Below are 15,736 nucleotides of genomic sequence, written 5' to 3' on the forward strand. Positions count from 1 at the left end.
CACTCGGCCCAATCACTTGGCCCGATCACCGGACCCTCAATCACTCGGCGAGGCTGGGTTCCTCCAACGGTCCCGCCCCGGCTTCGGCCGGGTTGGCCGGCGCGGTTTCCGGCAGGCCCAGGAACAGGGCGGCCAGCGCGATCAACGCCATCGCCCCCGCCGTCAGGAAGGCGGCGGAATAGCCGAAGCGGTCGACGATCACGCCGGTAACGAAGCCGCTGGTCGCCGCACCCACCCCCTGCATCGTGGCGACCGCGCCGAAGGCGAGGTTGTAGCGCCCGGTGCCGCGCATCAGGTCGGCGATCACCAGCGGCGTCAGGGCGGTGAAGATGCCGGCGCCGACCCCGTCGAGAAGCTGGACGCCGATCAGCCAGGCGCTGTTGTCCGACAGGGTGTAAAGGAGGGCCCGCAAGGGCAGGATGGCGAAGCCGACCAGCAGGATCGGCTTGCGGCCCCATTGGTCCGCCGTCCGTCCGACCAGGACAGCGATGGGCAGCATGACGAGTTGGGCGGCGATGATGCAGGACGACATCATGACCGTCGCCCATTCCGGGTGCGCCGCGGCCAGCTTTTGCCCGACCAGCGGCAGCAGGGGCGCGTTGGCGAAATGGAACAGCAGGGCGCAGATGCCGAAGATCAGCAGCGGCCGGCAATGGACCAGGATGCCCATGCCCGACACCGTCTCCCCGTCGCCCACCCCGTCGCCCACCCCGTCGGCGGCGGAGGCCTCCACCCCACGCGCCCGGCGCTGGTCGATGGCGGCGGCCGGAATCGACAGGACGGCCAGCGACGACAGGACGGCGAACACCGGCACCAGCAGGAACACCGCCTGCTGGGAGAACAGCCAGCCGACCAGCCCGGCGAGCGCCGCCACGGCCACGTTGCCCGCATGGTCGAAGGCGGCGTTGCGCCCCATCCGCCGGGCGAGCAGGCGCTGTGGGACAAGGCCGAGGGTCAGCGCCGCCACCGCCGGGCCGAAGACGTCCCCGACCACCGCGATCAGCGTGTTGGCGATCAGGACCGGCCAGAAGTTGGGGAACAGGTAGATGCACAGCGCTCCGGCGCCCAGCACGGCCAGGGCCAGGACGATGGCCTCGCGCTTGCGGTGCGTGGCATCGATGGCCGCACCGATCGGCGTCTGCACGGCAAGCCCGAGCCAGCCGGCGAGGCTGGTCACCAGCCCGACCTCCGACTGGCTCCAATGCTGTTGGGTCACCAGAAAGACGTTGAGATAGGGGCCGAGCGCCCCTCTTACGTCCGCCAGCAGGAAGTTCACGGCGTCCAGCGACGCCGGACGGAAGCCCCGGCCGGTTTCGCCCGAAGGCGCCGACACCCGTTCAATGCTGTCAGCAGGCAACGCGCTCTCCTTCCCAAGGATCTGGCAAAAAGACCGCGGCCAGACGCAAGGGTTAGGAACAGCGGGCGCCGCAAAATGGCACCATGGAACGGCCCGCTCAAGGTGATCGTGACCGGGCGGTCAGATCACCTCAAGGCTTTGACAAATGAAAGGTTGCCGATAAAACTTATCATCGCAACCGAAAACTGCGCATTAGGCAATTTTCGGAGTCTCTGGCGTTATTTCGTTTCCACGCGCATGAGATCGCCCAGCTTGTCGAGCAGGTAGTCCAGATCCTCCGCCGCCAGATCCTCATACTGGGTCAGGATGCGCTCGATCACCCGGCGGCGGTGGCGCTCGATGTCGTGCGGCTCGCCGTCGTAGGGGGTTTCCTTCAGCACGTCCAGGGCGATCCGGCAGGCCGGCAGCAGGGCCGGCGGCTGCTTCGCCTTGTCGTAAATGGACTTCAGACCCAGCCGCCCGGCGTCGTGGATCAGCAGGCGGGCGTTGGTGAGCGGCACGTTGGCGAGGTGGGACAGCGCCGTCTCGAAAAAGGCGGCGTCGCCCATGCACAGCGCCCGCACCATCAGCGACGGAGTCAGGCGGCCGCTGCGCGAGAGCTGCGCGACCAGCCGCTCCAGCGCGCCCTCGTCGCTCTCGCCGGAGAAGAGGGAAACGGTGGCGCGTTCACGGCTTTGCAGGATCAGGTCGGCGGCGACCTTGGCCGGGAGGTCGTGGTTGGCCACCAGATGCTGCTGCAGCTTCTCCGAAACCACGGCGACCAGCCGTTCGGCGATGGTGATCGGCAGGCGGGCGCGCTGGACCAGCGGCTCCTGCACCGTTTCGCTGTCGGCGAAGCGCTCGATGACCCTGCCGAGCGTGCCCTCGCCGAGGTCCGCGCTCTCGTTGGCGACCAGCACCGCCACCGCCCCTTCCGATGCGGTGTCGATCAGCGCGTCGGCGACGCTGGCCGACAGGGCCGGGCGCTGCGCGATGGCGGTGTGCTTGGCGTCCGTGCCGGTCCGCACCAGCTCGACGAGGTCGGCGTCGGTCAGCACGGTGGAGACGCTGAGCACCGGGATCGCCACGGCCTCGACATCGCGCGCCAGCATCAGCGCGACGTCGCGCGGCAGCGCCGGGTTGGCCTTCAGATTCTCGCCCAGCGACTGGCGGACGCGCACCACGGCGTCGCGAGCCATGAAGCGTATGATGTCCTCGGCGAGCCGGCGCTCGCTCTCCGACAGGCTGGTCGCGGAGAATTGCTTGGCGATCTTGACCGCCAGTTCGGAACGGCTGTTCGGCGACGGGTCCGACAGCAGCCGGGACACGTCGTCCTTGGTGAGTTGGTCGCTCATGGGTCCCTGACCCTTTCCTGCCCTGTATCGCCCCCGTGTCCTGGATTCGTGCATCAGCGGGAGCGAATGTATTCAGGTCATGATCGGACCAAAGCATTGAGCCTTTGTTAACGACGATTTCCGGTGAGGGACCGGCCCCGGCCGTTCCTCACCAGCCGCCCCTTCCCGAGCCGCCATGCCGGTGATGATGGCGGGGGCCGCCATGATGCCCACCGCGATATCCCCCGTAATAGCCGCCATAGTAGGGGCGGCCGTAGACGACGGGGGGCGGTGCGTAATGGCGGTACTGCGGGCGCTCGTAATAGCCGTAGCCATAGGACCGATGTCCGTAGCCGTAGACGGGCCCGGGAGTCCCGGCGGCGACATAGCAGCCGGACAGCAGAAGGGCGGCGAAGGACAGAAGAGACAGCGAGCGGAGCGTCGACATGGGCGTTCCTGTCAGGGATCGCGGCCCGGCGGGCGGGCCGTACTGACAGGATGAACGCCGGCGGCCGGGATATTATTCCCGAGCCGGCTCCGCCCTTCCGTCAGCGCCGCCCGCGTCGTCCCTGTTTCTTCGGGGCGCCCTCGGGGATGCCGCGGCCCTGGCGGGCAGAGCTGATGCCGATGCTGCCCGGCTGCTCCAGCCCGAGGTCCATCGCCTCCAGGCGGCGCAGCTCGTCGCGCAGGCGGGCGGCCTCCTCGAACTCCAGATCGGCGGCGGCGGCCTTCATGCGCTTTTCCATGTCGGCCATCACGGACTTCAGATTGTGGCCGACCAGTTCCGACGCGTTCAGGCCGGTCTTCACGGTGACGTGGTCGCCGCGCTCGTAGACGCTCTCCAGGATGTCGCCGATGGCCTTCTTCACGGATTCCGGCGTGATGCCGTGCTCCAGATTGTAGGCCCGCTGCTTCTCGCGGCGGCGCGCCGTCTCGTCGATGGCGTACTGCATGCTGCCGGTGATCTTGTCGGCGTAGAGGATCGCCCGCCCCTCGACGTTGCGGGCGGCGCGGCCGATGGTCTGGATCAGCGAGGTCTTGGAGCGCAGATAGCCCTCCTTGTCGGCGTCCAGGATGGCGACCAGCGAGCATTCGGGAATATCCAGCCCCTCGCGCAGCAGGTTGATGCCGACCAGCACGTCGTAGGCGCCGAGCCGCAGGTCGCGGATGATCTCGATGCGCTCCAGCGTCTCCACGTCGGAGTGGATGTAGCGCACGCGCAGCCCCGCCTCGTGCATGTATTCGGTCAGCGCCTCGGCCATTTTCTTGGTCAGCGTGGTGACCAGCACGCGGTTGCCCTTCGCCACCACCTCCTTGCACTCGTGGATCAGGTCGTCCACCTGGGTCTCGGTGGGACGGATGATCACCTCCGGGTCGATCAGGCCGGTCGGGCGGACCACCTGCTCGGCGAAGACGCCGCCGGTGCGCTCCATCTCCCAGGGGCCGGGGGTGGCCGAGACGAAGACCGTCTGCGGGCGCATGCCCTCCCACTCCTCGAACTTCAACGGGCGGTTGTCCATGGCGCTGGGCAGCCGGAAGCCGTATTCGGACAGCGTCTCCTTGCGCATCCGGTCGCCACGGTACATGCCGCCGATCTGCGGCACCATGACGTGGCTCTCGTCGACGATCAGCAGCGCGTCGCCCGGCAGATACTCGAACAGCGTCGGCGGCGGCTCGCCCGCCGCGCGGCCGGTCAGGTAGCGGGAGTAGTTCTCGATGCCGGCGCAGGCGCCGGTGGCCGCCATCATCTCGATGTCGAAGGTCGTGCGCTGCTCCAGCCGCTGCGCCTCCAGCAGCTTGCCCTGGGCGTTGAACTCCTCCAGCCGGAGCTTCAGCTCGCGCTTGATCTGCTCGATGGCCTGATTGAGCGTCGGCTTGGGCGTCACATAGTGGCTGTTGGGATAGATGCGCACGGCCTCCAGCGAGGCGATCTTCTCGCCGGTCAGCGGATCGATCTCGTGGATGCCCTCGATCTCGTCGCCGAACAGCGAGATGCGCCAGGCGCGGTCCTCCATGTGGGCGGGGAACAGCTCCACCGTGTCGCCGCGCACCCGGAACAGGCCGCGCCCGAAGGCCGCGTCGTTGCGCTTGTACTGAAGCTCCGTCAGCTTGCGCAGCAGATCGGGCTGGGCGACCACCTGTCCCTTGCGCAGGTCGACGGTCATCTCCGAATAGGTCTCGACCGAACCGATGCCGTAGATGCAGGAGACCGACGCCACGATGATGACGTCGTCGCGCTCCAGCAGCGCCCGCGTCGCCGAGTGGCGCATGCGGTCGATCTGCTCGTTGATCGAGGACTCCTTCTCGATGAAGGTGTCGGTGCGCGGCACGTAGGCTTCGGGCTGGTAGTAGTCGTAGTAGGAGACGAAGTATTCCACCGCGTTGTTCGGGAAGAAAGACTTCATCTCGCCATAGAGCTGTGCCGCCAGCGTCTTGTTCGGGGCGAGCACCAGGGTGGGGCGCTGGACGTGCTGGATGACGTGCGCCATGGTGAAGGTCTTGCCCGACCCGGTGACGCCGAGCAGCACCTGATCCTTCTCGCCGGCGCGCAGCCCCTCGGTCAGCTCCCCGATGGCGCGCGGCTGGTCGCCGGAGGGCTTGAACTCCGACACCAGTTCGAACTTCTTGCCCGCCTCCAGCTTGGGCAGGGACTTCTGCGGGAGGGCGGTCAGGACGGGATGGGACATGGGGCAGCGCTCGCGCCAGGGGTACGGAACGGGAACCGATTATATAGTCCGGTCGCCCCGCGATTGCCACACGTGCACGCGGATCGGCCGAGACGATCACCACAACAAGCCAGCCAAGCCGTGCGTCCACCATTCCCAATCATGAACGCGATGCGAAATATTTCAGAGACTAAATAAAGCAATGAATATCATTGTATGTAGAATTTTAAGGTATTGAGAAAAATGAATTAATGATGTTTCCAATAGTATCCGGATTGGATATTTGTATTGACTAAACGATCCGATGGGCTAACGTTTTTCCGCCCGATATCAGGGAGGAAATCATGATGAGGATGATCGCCGGCTTTGCCTTGATTGCGTTAGGGTGCCTGTCAGCGCAAGCCGCCAGAGCCGAGTTCACCATGAGCGTTCCGGAAACACCCCCGGAATCAATGGACACGGAAATTCTCGGTGGACATCCGGCCAAACCCGAGAAGTGGCCGGCAACGCTTCGCTTCTCCACAAAAGCGGGCTTTTGCACCAGCACCGCCATTGGCTCTCAAACAATCCTCACCGCGGCGCACTGTGTCGGTCATGAAGAGAAAGGCACGGTTCAGATCGGCGGATACACGGCCTCGGTGACCTGCACCCATCATCCGCGCTACACCGCCAACGACAAGGACCCGAACACCGCGTTCGACGTGGCCCTGTGTTTCGCGGAGACGCCAATCGCCCTTCCCGGCAATGGCAGGTATGAGAACATCAACATCAACCCGGCGCGCCCGCAAATCGGCACCGTCCTGGAGCTTGTTGGCTACGGATGCCGGCAAAGCGACGGCAAGGGCCCCTCGGGCTACCTTTACGAAGGGCTATCCGCCGTCGTGGCGTCGAGCTGGATCGACACTTACATTGAAACACTGGGCGGAGCGGCGGTGTGCTACGGCGACAGCGGCGGAGCCGCATACATCAACGTCAATCAATATCGCCGTGTGATCGCCGGCGTGAATTCGCGCGGGGATATCAGCACCCGCTCCTACATCACGCCGATCGCCAACAAGATCGTTCTCGACTTCATCGAGGCTTGGGCCAAAGCCCACAACACGACGATCTGCGGCCTGACCGAGCCGACGGCGCACTGCCATGCGTAGGCGTCCGGCGTTGGTGCGGGCGCGCCTGCACACCGCCGAGGCGGTTGCGGCATTCCTGCTGACCGTGGGACCGGCGTCCGCCAAGGACCAGGTCACGAGCTATCTGAACATCCAGGCTCCCACTCAGGTTGCCCCCGATCTGGTGGCGACCGTCGCTCGGATCGGCGTTCCGGAAAGCATCGACCTCAAAGCGGGCGCGTCGATCCAGGAGGTGGTCACCCGCCGATGTGGAGGCGCCGACCCGCTGTATTTGAAACTCCTTCTGGAGGCCAACTCCGGGCTGGATATTGATGACGTCGTCGAGCTTCGTTCCTCCCGCTCCGTGCTGTTTCCCGCCTGCGCCACCCTACCGGCCGCGCGGGCACAGCCGATCCAGTCGGGCGACAGCATCGCGACCATCGCCAAAGCCAGCCAGATTCCTCTCAACCTCGATCGCATCGAGGCGGCGGCAAAACGACCGCCATCGGAACCGTCCACGATCAAAGCCCCGCCCCCTCCCACCGTCGCGATGCCGCCGGGCGGGACAAACGCTCTCAAAACAATTCAATATGAAAAGACCAAGGAAATTATCCTAAAAACCCAAACGGGAGATAAAGCGTCACAGAAATACATGCAGGAGCTGTCAAAAAACTATTACAGCGCGGTCAACACGCAGGCCTTCATCGACGCCAACAAGGCATCCGATCCCCGCCGCCTGCAACCGGGACAGACGATCACTCTGCCCGGCGCCGAACCGACCTGGAGCACCATCCGGCTGCGCCCCGGCATCGCACCGGAAGCCGCGATCCAAGCAGTCAGCGACGCCATCGCCGCGACGGGCGTTTCGCCCGCCGATCGCGTGGAACCGGCAAAGCTGGCGTCCCTGATCGCACCCGTGGACAAGGATGTGGATGCCTTCTGCGCCGCCCCGGTTCCTCCCTCATCCTCCTGGCCTTTGAAGATTTCCGAACTTGTGGAGGTTCTGGCCAGCAACAAGGAAGAGATGGCCCAGCGCAAGGTGGAGCAGAAAACTCAGAAAGCGACAATTCTGATCCTGGACAGCGGGTTCGACTTTTTTGACAACCCGGGCATGGCCTTCTCCAGCGGCTATCTGGTGCGGGTGAAGGGTCAGGATCTTCCCAAAGGGGGCGGCCCGACTCCGGCCAACTACAATGGCGTCAACCTCAACACCAAACAGAACACGCCTGTCAGCCTCCAGGGATTTCCAGACCGTTGGCACGGGTTGGGGGTGGCCGGGGTCGCGGTCGGCGGCCGCCCCTTGGAACCGCTGCGCCGGTTTGCACCGCTGCCGATCGGCGTCGCCTTCGCCAACGTCGTGAGGCGAACGGAAAACCGGTACGAGATCAGCCCCGATACCCTGTTCCAAGCCGTCGAGTTCGCTGCGAAAAACGACATTCCCATCATCAACGTCAGCCTGAGCATCGACCAGCGGAGCGCGGCGCTGGAAATGGCCCTGAAGCGGCGCGGGGAGGAGATCCTGCTGGTGTCCGCGGCCGGCAACGATGGCCGCCGAATGGAACCCGATGCCCTTTGGCCCGCGGCGCTCGGCGGGAACACGGAAAATGGTGACGGCGCTACGATCGTGACGGTGGGCGCCCATGACGGGCAGGGGAACCGCGCGACCTTTTCCCGCTACAGCGCGAAAACAGTCGACCTCCTGGCCCCAGGCTGCCGTGTGCCGACTTACACCGGCGAAGAGGTGGATGGCGGAAAGCTGCGAATACGGCCCGCATCGCTGACCGGGACGTCCTTCGCAGCGCCGGTGGTAAGCTTCGTCGCCGCGCTGCTCCATAACGAAGGGTTAAGTGTCCGTGAGATCAAGGCCCGATTGCTGACCTCCGTGGACGCGCATGATGGCTTCGACAAAGTCGTCTTTTCCCGCGGCGTCCTGAACGCCACCAAAGCGTTGGCCGTCTGGCACGACCTTGTCGAGGTCCGGGTCGGCGACCGGACCGAAATCCGGCTCGGGCAGGTGCAGAACAAGGACGCCCTGCTCACGCTCTGCGAGGAGGATTTCCGGCTGTCGGAGGTGCGGAAGCTCGCCTTCACGGCCAAGGACGGCCAGCCGCCGGATCTCCACCTCTGGAAGGCCGGTTCCAATCCGACCATCCCTGCCGCGATGGAGCGTTGGAACCTGTGCCCCGCGAAGGATGTGGGCAATCAGTCCATCACCTTCACCAATTCGCGGACCGGCGACACCGAAGAGATCAGGCTTTCGACCCTCGTCGATTACGTGCCGGCCTGGTATCCACGTTGACGCACGGCATACCGCCATCGCCCTGTGAACCGCATGTTGGAAGCGGTTCACAGGGCGAGGCGCAACGGCCTATCCGCGCACCAGCGCGTCGTAGTCCTTCACCAGCGTCTCGCAGACGCGGCCCGGCGTGAAGCGGTAATCGCCGATCTGGCCGACCGGAGTCACTTCCGCGGCGGTGCCGGTCAGGAAGACCTCCTGGGTGTTGGCCAGTTCGTCGGGCTGGATGTGGCGTTCGATCACCTCGATCCCGCGGGCCTTGGCGAGGTCGATCACCGTGCGGCGGGTGATGCCATCCAGGAAGCAGTCGGGCTTCGGCGTGTGGATCTTGCCGTCCATGACCAGGAACAGGTTCGCTCCCGTCGCCTCGGCCAGATAACCGCGGTAGTCGAGCATCAGCGCGTCCTGGTAGCCCTCGGCCTCCGCCGCGTGCTTGGACAGCGTGCAGATCATGTAGAGGCCCGCCGCCTTCGAGGCGGTCGGCGCGGTGTTGGGGGCCGGGCGGCGCCAAGGCGCCCAGGTCAGCTTGATGCCGGCCATCTTCGCCTCGGGGCTGAAGTAGCTCGGCCACTGCCAGACGGCGATGGCGACGTGGATGCGGCTGTCCTGCGCCGCCACGCCCATCATCTCGCTGCCGCGCCACGCCACCGGGCGGACATAGGCGTCGGTGAAGCCCATCGCCTTCACCGTCTCGTTGGTCGCCGCGTCGATCTCCGCAACGGAATAGGGAAGCTCGAAGCCCAGGATGCGGGCGGAGGCGGCCAGACGCTCGCTGTGCTCGGTCAGCTTGAACACCGTGCCGTTGTAGACGCGCTCGCCCTCGAACACGCAGCTCGCGTAATGGAGGCCGTGCGACAGGACGTGCAGATTCGCGTCGCGCCACGGCACCAGCGCGCCGTCGTACCAGATCACGCCGTCGCGGTCGTCGAAGGGAAGGATGGACATGGCGGTTCCCACCTTGGTCTTTGGCCCGTTGCTCGGGACTTGGAATGGAATTGTTGAAAGCCGCGCTTGTCTCGCGCGCTTTGTTCGTTTATGTCTGGCTTATTGACCCATTTGTAACGAATCGCACCGATCACGTCAACATGGCTGACATAAAAGCGGGCGTGAACCAGCTTTTCCTGCGCGAAGAGGAACTTCGCACGGGCATGGAGCTGCTGTTCTACGCCTATCGGGAATTCACCGCGGAGCCGGACGAGATCCTGGCGCAGATCGGCTTCGGCCGGGCGCACCACCGCGTCATCTATTTCGTCGGGCGCTACCCGAAGATCACCGTGTCGGAGCTTCTGGCGATCCTGAAGATCACCAAGCAGAGCCTGTCGCGCGTGCTGGGGGAACTGGTCCGGCAGGAATTCATCCAGCAGCAGACGGGCGTGCGGGACCGGCGGCAGCGTCTGCTGGAACTGACCGAAAAAGGCGTGGAGCTGGAGCGCCAGCTCTCCGAAACGCAACGGCAGCGGATCGCCCGCGCCTACCGCATGGCCGGGGCGGAGGCCGTCGAGGGCTTCCGCAAGGTGATGCTGGGCATGATGGACGAAGAGGACCGGGTGAAGTTCGCGCCCCCGGTGCCGGCCCGGCTCGCCGCCGTGAAGCGGTAGGAACCGGACCGGGAAACCGGTCGGGCCGGCCTTCGGTCAGCTGTCCTTGGCCGGGGTCGCTTCCGGGGCGGCGGCGGGGGCCGCATCCGCCGGCGGGGTGCCGGCCGTGCCCTCCGCCCCGTCCTTGCCCGCAGCGTTCGCGGCGCCGCGGCGGCGGAAGGACGTGCGCTTGTACACCACGCTGTCCGAAGACCCCGGCGGGCACTGAACGATTTTACCCCCCTTCGCAAGAAACTCGCGGGTCATGGAGTCGAGATCATTCCGATCCGCGCTGCGGTTATCGGATGCCATGCATGCCTCCTGTGATCGTCATCGTGCCCCATGGCACCCTCCGGGCGCTCCCGGCGGTCCATGGAGCATGCGTTTCTTTTGTGAAGCGGCTGTTACAGGATTGGGGGCAACCGGTTTCTGAACAGGCGGCCCCTGAACGGGCGGCTCCGGCAAAAAGCGGAGCGGAAAATCACGCCTCCTTCAGGTTGGCCGCGGCGCTCTTGCCCTTCTTGGGGTCGCGCTGGAGTTCGTAGGACAGCTTCTGGCCTTCATGAATGTTGATGCCCGACCGCTCAACGGCGGAGATGTGGACGAACACGTCGGCCGTCCCGTCATCCGGCTGGATGAAGCCGTAGCCCTTGGTGGTGTTGAACCATTTCACGGTTCCAGTAGCCATCTGGTAGTTCCTTGAACGAGGTTTCCCACGGCGCGCGTGCCGCGGGTTCACATCAAATCACCGAGGGGAAGGACCAGACGCAGCGTTCTGCAAGCGGACCGAAGACCCAAAGAAATTCGACTCTTTTCATGTGGGGATCGAAAGGCCGGGATGCAACCCGAGCCCTTCGGCCAAAGCCCCGCGCACTTGATTCGCCTCCCGACTCTTGCCTCGTTCGTCGGTGCCGGCCCTGCCCTTCGGCGGAGTTGTCCCCGGCTTGTTGCTTAGCCCATAGTTTTGATGACCCGATTCTTTTGTCTTAGCTGTCTTGAAGGAGCCGGCGGCATGCAGCGTGCCCATCTCGTGGCCGCTTTCCTGACCTTTGCCGCCCTGTGCGTCGGCGTCTCCGCCCTGTCGGTGTCGCGCGACCGCCACGCCACGCTGGACCAGGCCAGCCGCGAGTTCACCGCGACCGCCCATCTTCTCGACGAACACGCCAGCCGCGCCCTCGAAGCGGGTGACACCCAGCTGCGCATGCTGCTCGACGCGCTGGAGCGCTGGGACCGCCGCGACCCCGCCGAAGGGCAGCGCATCCAGGCCGCGATGCGCGCCCGTGCGGAACGCCTGCCGCAGATCGGCGGGGTCTGGGCGCTCGACGCGCAGGGACGGCTGCTTCTCGACAGCGCGGAACACCCGCCGCCGCCCCGCGACCTGTCGGAGCGGGACTACGCCCAGGCCCATCTGGGCGCGGCGCCGGGACCGCCGCCGGGCCTCCATGTCGGCTCCCATCTGCCCGGCGCCGGAGTCAGCCAGGGGCGCTTCACCATCAGCCGCGCCCTGCGCGACGAGGAGGGAACCGTCCAGGCGATCGCGGTGGCCGGCATTCAGAACACCTACTTCTCGCAAATGTACGGCGAGGCCGGCTGGGGCGAGGGCGCCCGGCTGGCCCTGTTCACCAGCGGCAAGGAGAAGCTGGCGGAATGGCCGCCCGACAGCGCCGTCGCCCCGCCGTCGGCCGCCTGGCCCCAGCCCTGGGACCCTCCCGGCGGCCCAGCGATCGTCGAAGGCTCGCAGATCACCGCCGCGCGGACGCTGACCGGCTTCCCGATCGTGGTGGTGGCGAGCCGCCCCCTGGCCGAGGTGCTGGCCCCCTGGCGGGAGCGCGCCCTGTGGACCACGGCGGTCAGCGGCGGCATCCTGACCGGGGCGTCCGTGCTGTTCGTCTTCGCCCTGGCCGGCGCCCGGAGGGAGGAGGCGGTGCGGGCGGAGCTTCTGCGCGCCAACCAGAGCCTGGACGAACGGGTTCGCCAGCGCACCGCGGACCTGGAGAAGGCCCTGCGCAGCGCGGAGATGGCCAGCCTCGCCAAGATGAAGGTTCTGGCGACCGTCAGCCACGACCTGCGCCAACCCCTGCAAGGCCTCGCAGCCTTCCACGAGCTGCTGTTGAAGGAGGCGCCAAACCCGACGCTCCAGCAACTCGGCGGCATGGCCTCGGCGTCGCTCCAGGCCGGGCAGCGGCTGCTCGACGATCTGCTGACCCTGTCGCGGCTGGAGGCCGGGGTGGTGCCGGTGGAGATCGCCACCTTCCCGCTCGCCCCGCTGCTCGACCAGCTCGCCGCCGAGCTGCGGGCGGAGGCCGAAGGCAAGGGCCTGCGGCTGATCGTGGTGCCCACCAGGGCCTGGGTGCGCAGCGACCCGGCGCGGCTCCAGCCGATCCTGCGCAACCTGTTGTCCAACGCCGTCAAATACACGGCGCACGGCGGGGTGGTCGTCGGCGCCCGGCCGCGCGGCGGCGACCTGCGGGTGGAGGTCTGGGACAGCGGCCGCGGCATCGCCAAGACGGAGCTGGGCACGATCTGGGAGGAGTTCTACCAGATCGGCAACCCGGCCCGCGACGGGTCGCACGGCGCCGGCCTCGGCCTGTCCATCGCGGAGCGCACCGCCCGGCTGCTCGGCCATCCGCTGGAGGTCCGGTCGCGGGTCGGGCGCGGGTCCGTTTTCTCGGTCACCCTGCCCCATGTCCCACCCCCCGCCTCTGCCCTCGCCCCTGCCCTCGCCTCTGCCCCCGCCGCACCGCATCCGGAAACGGCCTTCCCCCCGGCGGACGCCGCCCCGCCGGCCGGCCCCGCCGGCTCCTCCCCCGGGCGCCTGTCCGGGCGGCGGGTCCTGGTGGTCGAGGACGACCCGTTGCAGCGCAGCTCCCTGACCCTGCTGCTGGAGCAGGCCGGGGCCGGGGTGATGGCCGCGGACAATTTCGATTCCGCCCTCGCCGCCGCCCAGGCGACCCTCCAGGCGCCCTCGGCGATCCTCAGCGACTACCGGCTGCCCGGCGGCACCGACGGGTTGAGCGGCATCCAGACCCTGCGCGGGGTGCTGGGGCGCGACGTCCCGGCCATCCTGCTGACCGGGGAGCTGTCCGCCGATCTCGTGCGCGCCGCCAAGGAGGCAGGCTGCCTCGTGCTGACCAAGCCGGCCGCGCCCAACCGCATCCTGTCCACCCTGGCGGAGCTGACCGCGGGCGCCGACGCGGCCGCCTGAAACGGGCCCTGACGTGCGGCCCGATGCCCCGGCCGGCGGCCGCCGCTTCCCTTGGTGCGCGACGCCCGCTTGCGCTACAGTCGCGCCATGACCGAAGAAGACCAGCCCCACATCCTGGTCGTCGATGACGACACCCGCCTGCGCGAGCTGCTGCGCAAGTACCTCGCCGGCAACGGTTTCCTGGTGGCGACCGCGAAGGACGCCGCGGAGGCGCGGGCCAAGCTGGCCGGGCTCGCCTTCGATCTGCTGGTGCTCGACATCATGATGCCGGGCGAGACCGGGCTGGAGCTGACCGAATCGCTGCGGCGGGAGCGCGACCTGCCCATCCTGCTGCTGACCGCGCGGGGTGAGCCGGACGACCGCATCGCCGGGCTGGAGGCCGGGGCCGACGACTACCTCGCCAAGCCCTTCAACCCGCGCGAGCTGCTGCTGCGCATCAATTCGATCCTGCGCCGCCAGGCCAGCCGCCCGGCCGACCCGGCGCCGCCGCAGCCGGTGAAGCTCGGTTCGATGATCTACCTGCCCGACCGCGACGAGCTGCGGGCGGGCGACGAGGTGGTCCGGCTGACCACGGCCGAGGCCGGGCTGCTGCGCGTGCTCGCCGCTTCGCCCGGCACCATCTTCTCGCGCGAGGAGCTGACGGAGCGCAGCAAGGTTGCCGGCAACGCCCGCACCATCGACGTGCAGGTGACCCGCCTGCGCCGCAAGATCGAACCCGACCCGCGGGAGCCGCGTTACCTCCACACCGTGCGCGGCGAGGGCTATGTGTTGAGGCCGGACCCGTAACCGGGACCGCCGGAAAGCCAGGACCAGAACCGGGACCAGGACCATGACCACCGACACCGCCGCCGCACCGATGCCGATGCCGCGCCGCTCGCAGACGGGGCTGCTGAAGCGGTTTTTGCCGCGCACACTGTTCGGCCGCTCGCTGCTGATCATCGTGACGCCGGTCATCCTGGCCCAGGCGGTGGCCACCTGGATCTTCTACGACCGGCATTGGGACACCATGACGAACCGGCTGGCCTTCGCGGTGGCCGGCGACATCGCCATGGTCATCGGCATGCTGGAGCACGACCCGACCCCGGAGGGCCGCAACTGGACGCTGGCCGCCACCGCGCGCAGCACCGACCTGATCGTGACGCTGGAACCCGGCAGCACGCTGCCCGAGCATCCGCAGAAGCTGCGCGGCATGCTGGAGAACACGCTCAGCAAGGCGCTGCACGAGCGGGTGCGGCGGCCCTTCGCCATCAACACCCGCATCACCCGCGAATGGTACGAGATCCGCGTGCAGATGCCGGACGGCGTGCTGTCGGTGATGTCGCCGGAGCGCCGCCTGTTCAGCCCCACCAGCTACATCTTCATCCTCTGGATGGTCGGCTCGGCCCTGGTGCTGTTCACCGTCGCCATCATCTTCATGCGCAACCAGATCCGCCCCATCAAGCGGCTGGCGGCCGCCGCCGACGCGCTGGGCAAGGGCCGCGACGTGCGCAACTTCAAGCCGGAGGGGGCGACCGAGGTCCGGCAGGCCGCCGTCGCCTTCATGCGCATGCGCGAGCGCATCCACCGCCAGATCACCCAGCGGACGGAGATGCTGGCCGGCGTCAGCCACGACCTGCGCACGCCGCTGACCCGCATGAAGCTGGCGCTCGACATGATGGGCGACGGGCCGGAGGTCGACGAGCTGCTGACCGACGTCACCGAGATGGAGACGATGATCGAGGGCTATCTGGCCTTCGCCCGCGGCGAGGGGACGGAGGCCGTCCAGCCGACCGACCTGACCCGCATCCTCAACGAGGTGGTCTCCGGCGTCCGCCGCGAGGGGGCGGAGGTGGCCCTGGCCGCACCGGACGGGCTGACCCTGCCGCTGCGCCCCAACGCGACGCGGCGCTGCCTCGCCAACCTGCTGTCCAACGCCCGGCGCCACGGGGACCGCATCTGGGTGCGGGCGGAGCGCGAGGACGGTTTCATCGACATCCTGGTCGACGACGACGGGCCGGGCATCCCGCAGGCGTCCCGCGACGACGTGTTCAAGCCCTTCTTCCGGCTGGACAGTTCGCGCAACCAGGCGACCGGCGGCGCCGGGCTGGGGCTGACCATCGCCCGCGACGTCGCCCGCAGCCACGGCGGCGACATCACGCTCAGCGACAGCCCCTACGGCGGCCTGCGTGTGCTGATCCGCCTGCCGGTGTGAGCCTCGCAGGAGCCCCCACCCTGGA

The 15,736-nt window shown here is 67.4% G+C and carries 13 protein-coding genes; 6 read left to right on the forward strand and 7 right to left on the reverse strand.

Annotated features, from left to right (window positions below):
• Window positions 1–40: 40 nt before the first annotated feature.
• The 4 genes from ACWPN5_RS21570 to uvrB all read right to left on the reverse strand — a co-directional run bounded on the left by ACWPN5_RS21570 (window position 41) and on the right by uvrB (window position 5,357).
• Entirely contained in the window at window positions 41–1,357 is a 1,317-nt protein-coding gene (locus tag ACWPN5_RS21570; protein ID WP_211101611.1) for an MFS transporter, read from the reverse strand.
• Between the two features lie 218 nt (window positions 1,358–1,575).
• On the reverse strand, window positions 1,576–2,691 hold the full coding sequence (gene spbR / locus ACWPN5_RS21575) for a SpbR family protein (protein WP_492297285.1): 1,116 nt from the start codon (window positions 2,689–2,691) through the stop codon (window positions 1,576–1,578).
• A gap of 148 nt (window positions 2,692–2,839) precedes the next feature.
• A complete protein-coding gene (locus ACWPN5_RS21580; protein ID WP_145680901.1) occupies window positions 2,840–3,118 on the reverse strand; it encodes a neuropeptide-like protein 29 in 279 nt (92 codons plus the stop codon).
• Between the two features lie 100 nt (window positions 3,119–3,218).
• Window positions 3,219–5,357, reverse strand: coding sequence for an excinuclease ABC subunit UvrB (uvrB, locus tag ACWPN5_RS21585; protein WP_109138712.1), 2,139 nt, complete (start codon window positions 5,355–5,357; stop codon window positions 3,219–3,221).
• A 323-nt stretch (window positions 5,358–5,680) separates the two neighbouring features.
• On the opposite strand from uvrB, the gene ACWPN5_RS21590 reads away from it, so the two are divergent.
• Together ACWPN5_RS21590 and ACWPN5_RS21595 are read left to right on the forward strand one after the other, a co-directional pair.
• A complete protein-coding gene (locus ACWPN5_RS21590; RefSeq protein WP_492297288.1) occupies window positions 5,681–6,484 on the forward strand; it encodes a S1 family peptidase in 804 nt (267 codons plus the stop codon).
• Window positions 6,477–8,741: a S8/S53 family peptidase gene (locus tag ACWPN5_RS21595; RefSeq protein WP_492297289.1), complete on the forward strand. Its 2,265-nt coding sequence runs from the start codon at window positions 6,477–6,479 to the stop codon at window positions 8,739–8,741. The genes ACWPN5_RS21590 and ACWPN5_RS21595 overlap by 8 nt, the downstream gene beginning before the upstream one ends.
• Before the next feature lie 69 nt (window positions 8,742–8,810).
• On the opposite strand, the gene ACWPN5_RS21600 is transcribed toward ACWPN5_RS21595, so the two are convergent.
• Window positions 8,811–9,683: a branched-chain amino acid aminotransferase gene (locus ACWPN5_RS21600; protein ID WP_492297291.1), complete on the reverse strand. Its 873-nt coding sequence runs from the start codon at window positions 9,681–9,683 to the stop codon at window positions 8,811–8,813.
• A 140-nt stretch (window positions 9,684–9,823) separates the two neighbouring features.
• On the opposite strand from ACWPN5_RS21600, the gene ACWPN5_RS21605 reads away from it, so the two are divergent.
• Complete coding sequence (locus tag ACWPN5_RS21605) at window positions 9,824–10,336, forward strand: MarR family winged helix-turn-helix transcriptional regulator (RefSeq protein WP_035676767.1); 513 nt, start codon at window positions 9,824–9,826, stop codon at window positions 10,334–10,336.
• Between the two features lie 36 nt (window positions 10,337–10,372).
• Here the strand turns inward: ACWPN5_RS21605 and ACWPN5_RS21610 are convergent, their stop codons facing one another.
• Window positions 10,373–10,513 (reverse strand): hypothetical protein, encoded by a 141-nt coding sequence (locus ACWPN5_RS21610; protein ID WP_247888816.1) that lies wholly within the window; start codon window positions 10,511–10,513, stop codon window positions 10,373–10,375.
• A 283-nt stretch (window positions 10,514–10,796) separates the two neighbouring features.
• A complete protein-coding gene (locus tag ACWPN5_RS21615; protein WP_014197503.1) occupies window positions 10,797–11,003 on the reverse strand; it encodes a cold-shock protein in 207 nt (68 codons plus the stop codon).
• Window positions 11,004–11,327: 324 nt separating this feature from the next.
• On the opposite strand from ACWPN5_RS21615, the gene ACWPN5_RS21620 reads away from it, so the two are divergent.
• The 3 genes from ACWPN5_RS21620 (at window position 11,328) to ACWPN5_RS21630 (ending at window position 15,711) form a co-directional block, all read left to right on the forward strand.
• Entirely contained in the window at window positions 11,328–13,520 is a 2,193-nt protein-coding gene (locus ACWPN5_RS21620; protein WP_492297292.1) for a hybrid sensor histidine kinase/response regulator, read from the forward strand.
• An 87-nt stretch (window positions 13,521–13,607) separates the two neighbouring features.
• The gene (locus tag ACWPN5_RS21625; protein WP_145672531.1) at window positions 13,608–14,306 is read left to right on the forward strand and encodes a response regulator; all 699 of its coding nucleotides are present in this window, start codon (window positions 13,608–13,610) and stop codon (window positions 14,304–14,306) included.
• Between the two features lie 43 nt (window positions 14,307–14,349).
• Window positions 14,350–15,711, forward strand: a complete 1,362-nt coding sequence (locus tag ACWPN5_RS21630) for an ATP-binding protein (RefSeq protein ID WP_145680907.1) — start codon at window positions 14,350–14,352, stop codon at window positions 15,709–15,711.
• Window positions 15,712–15,736: the final 25 nt, after the last annotated feature.

This window comes from Azospirillum sp. UENF 211521 (genome assembly GCF_058780535.1).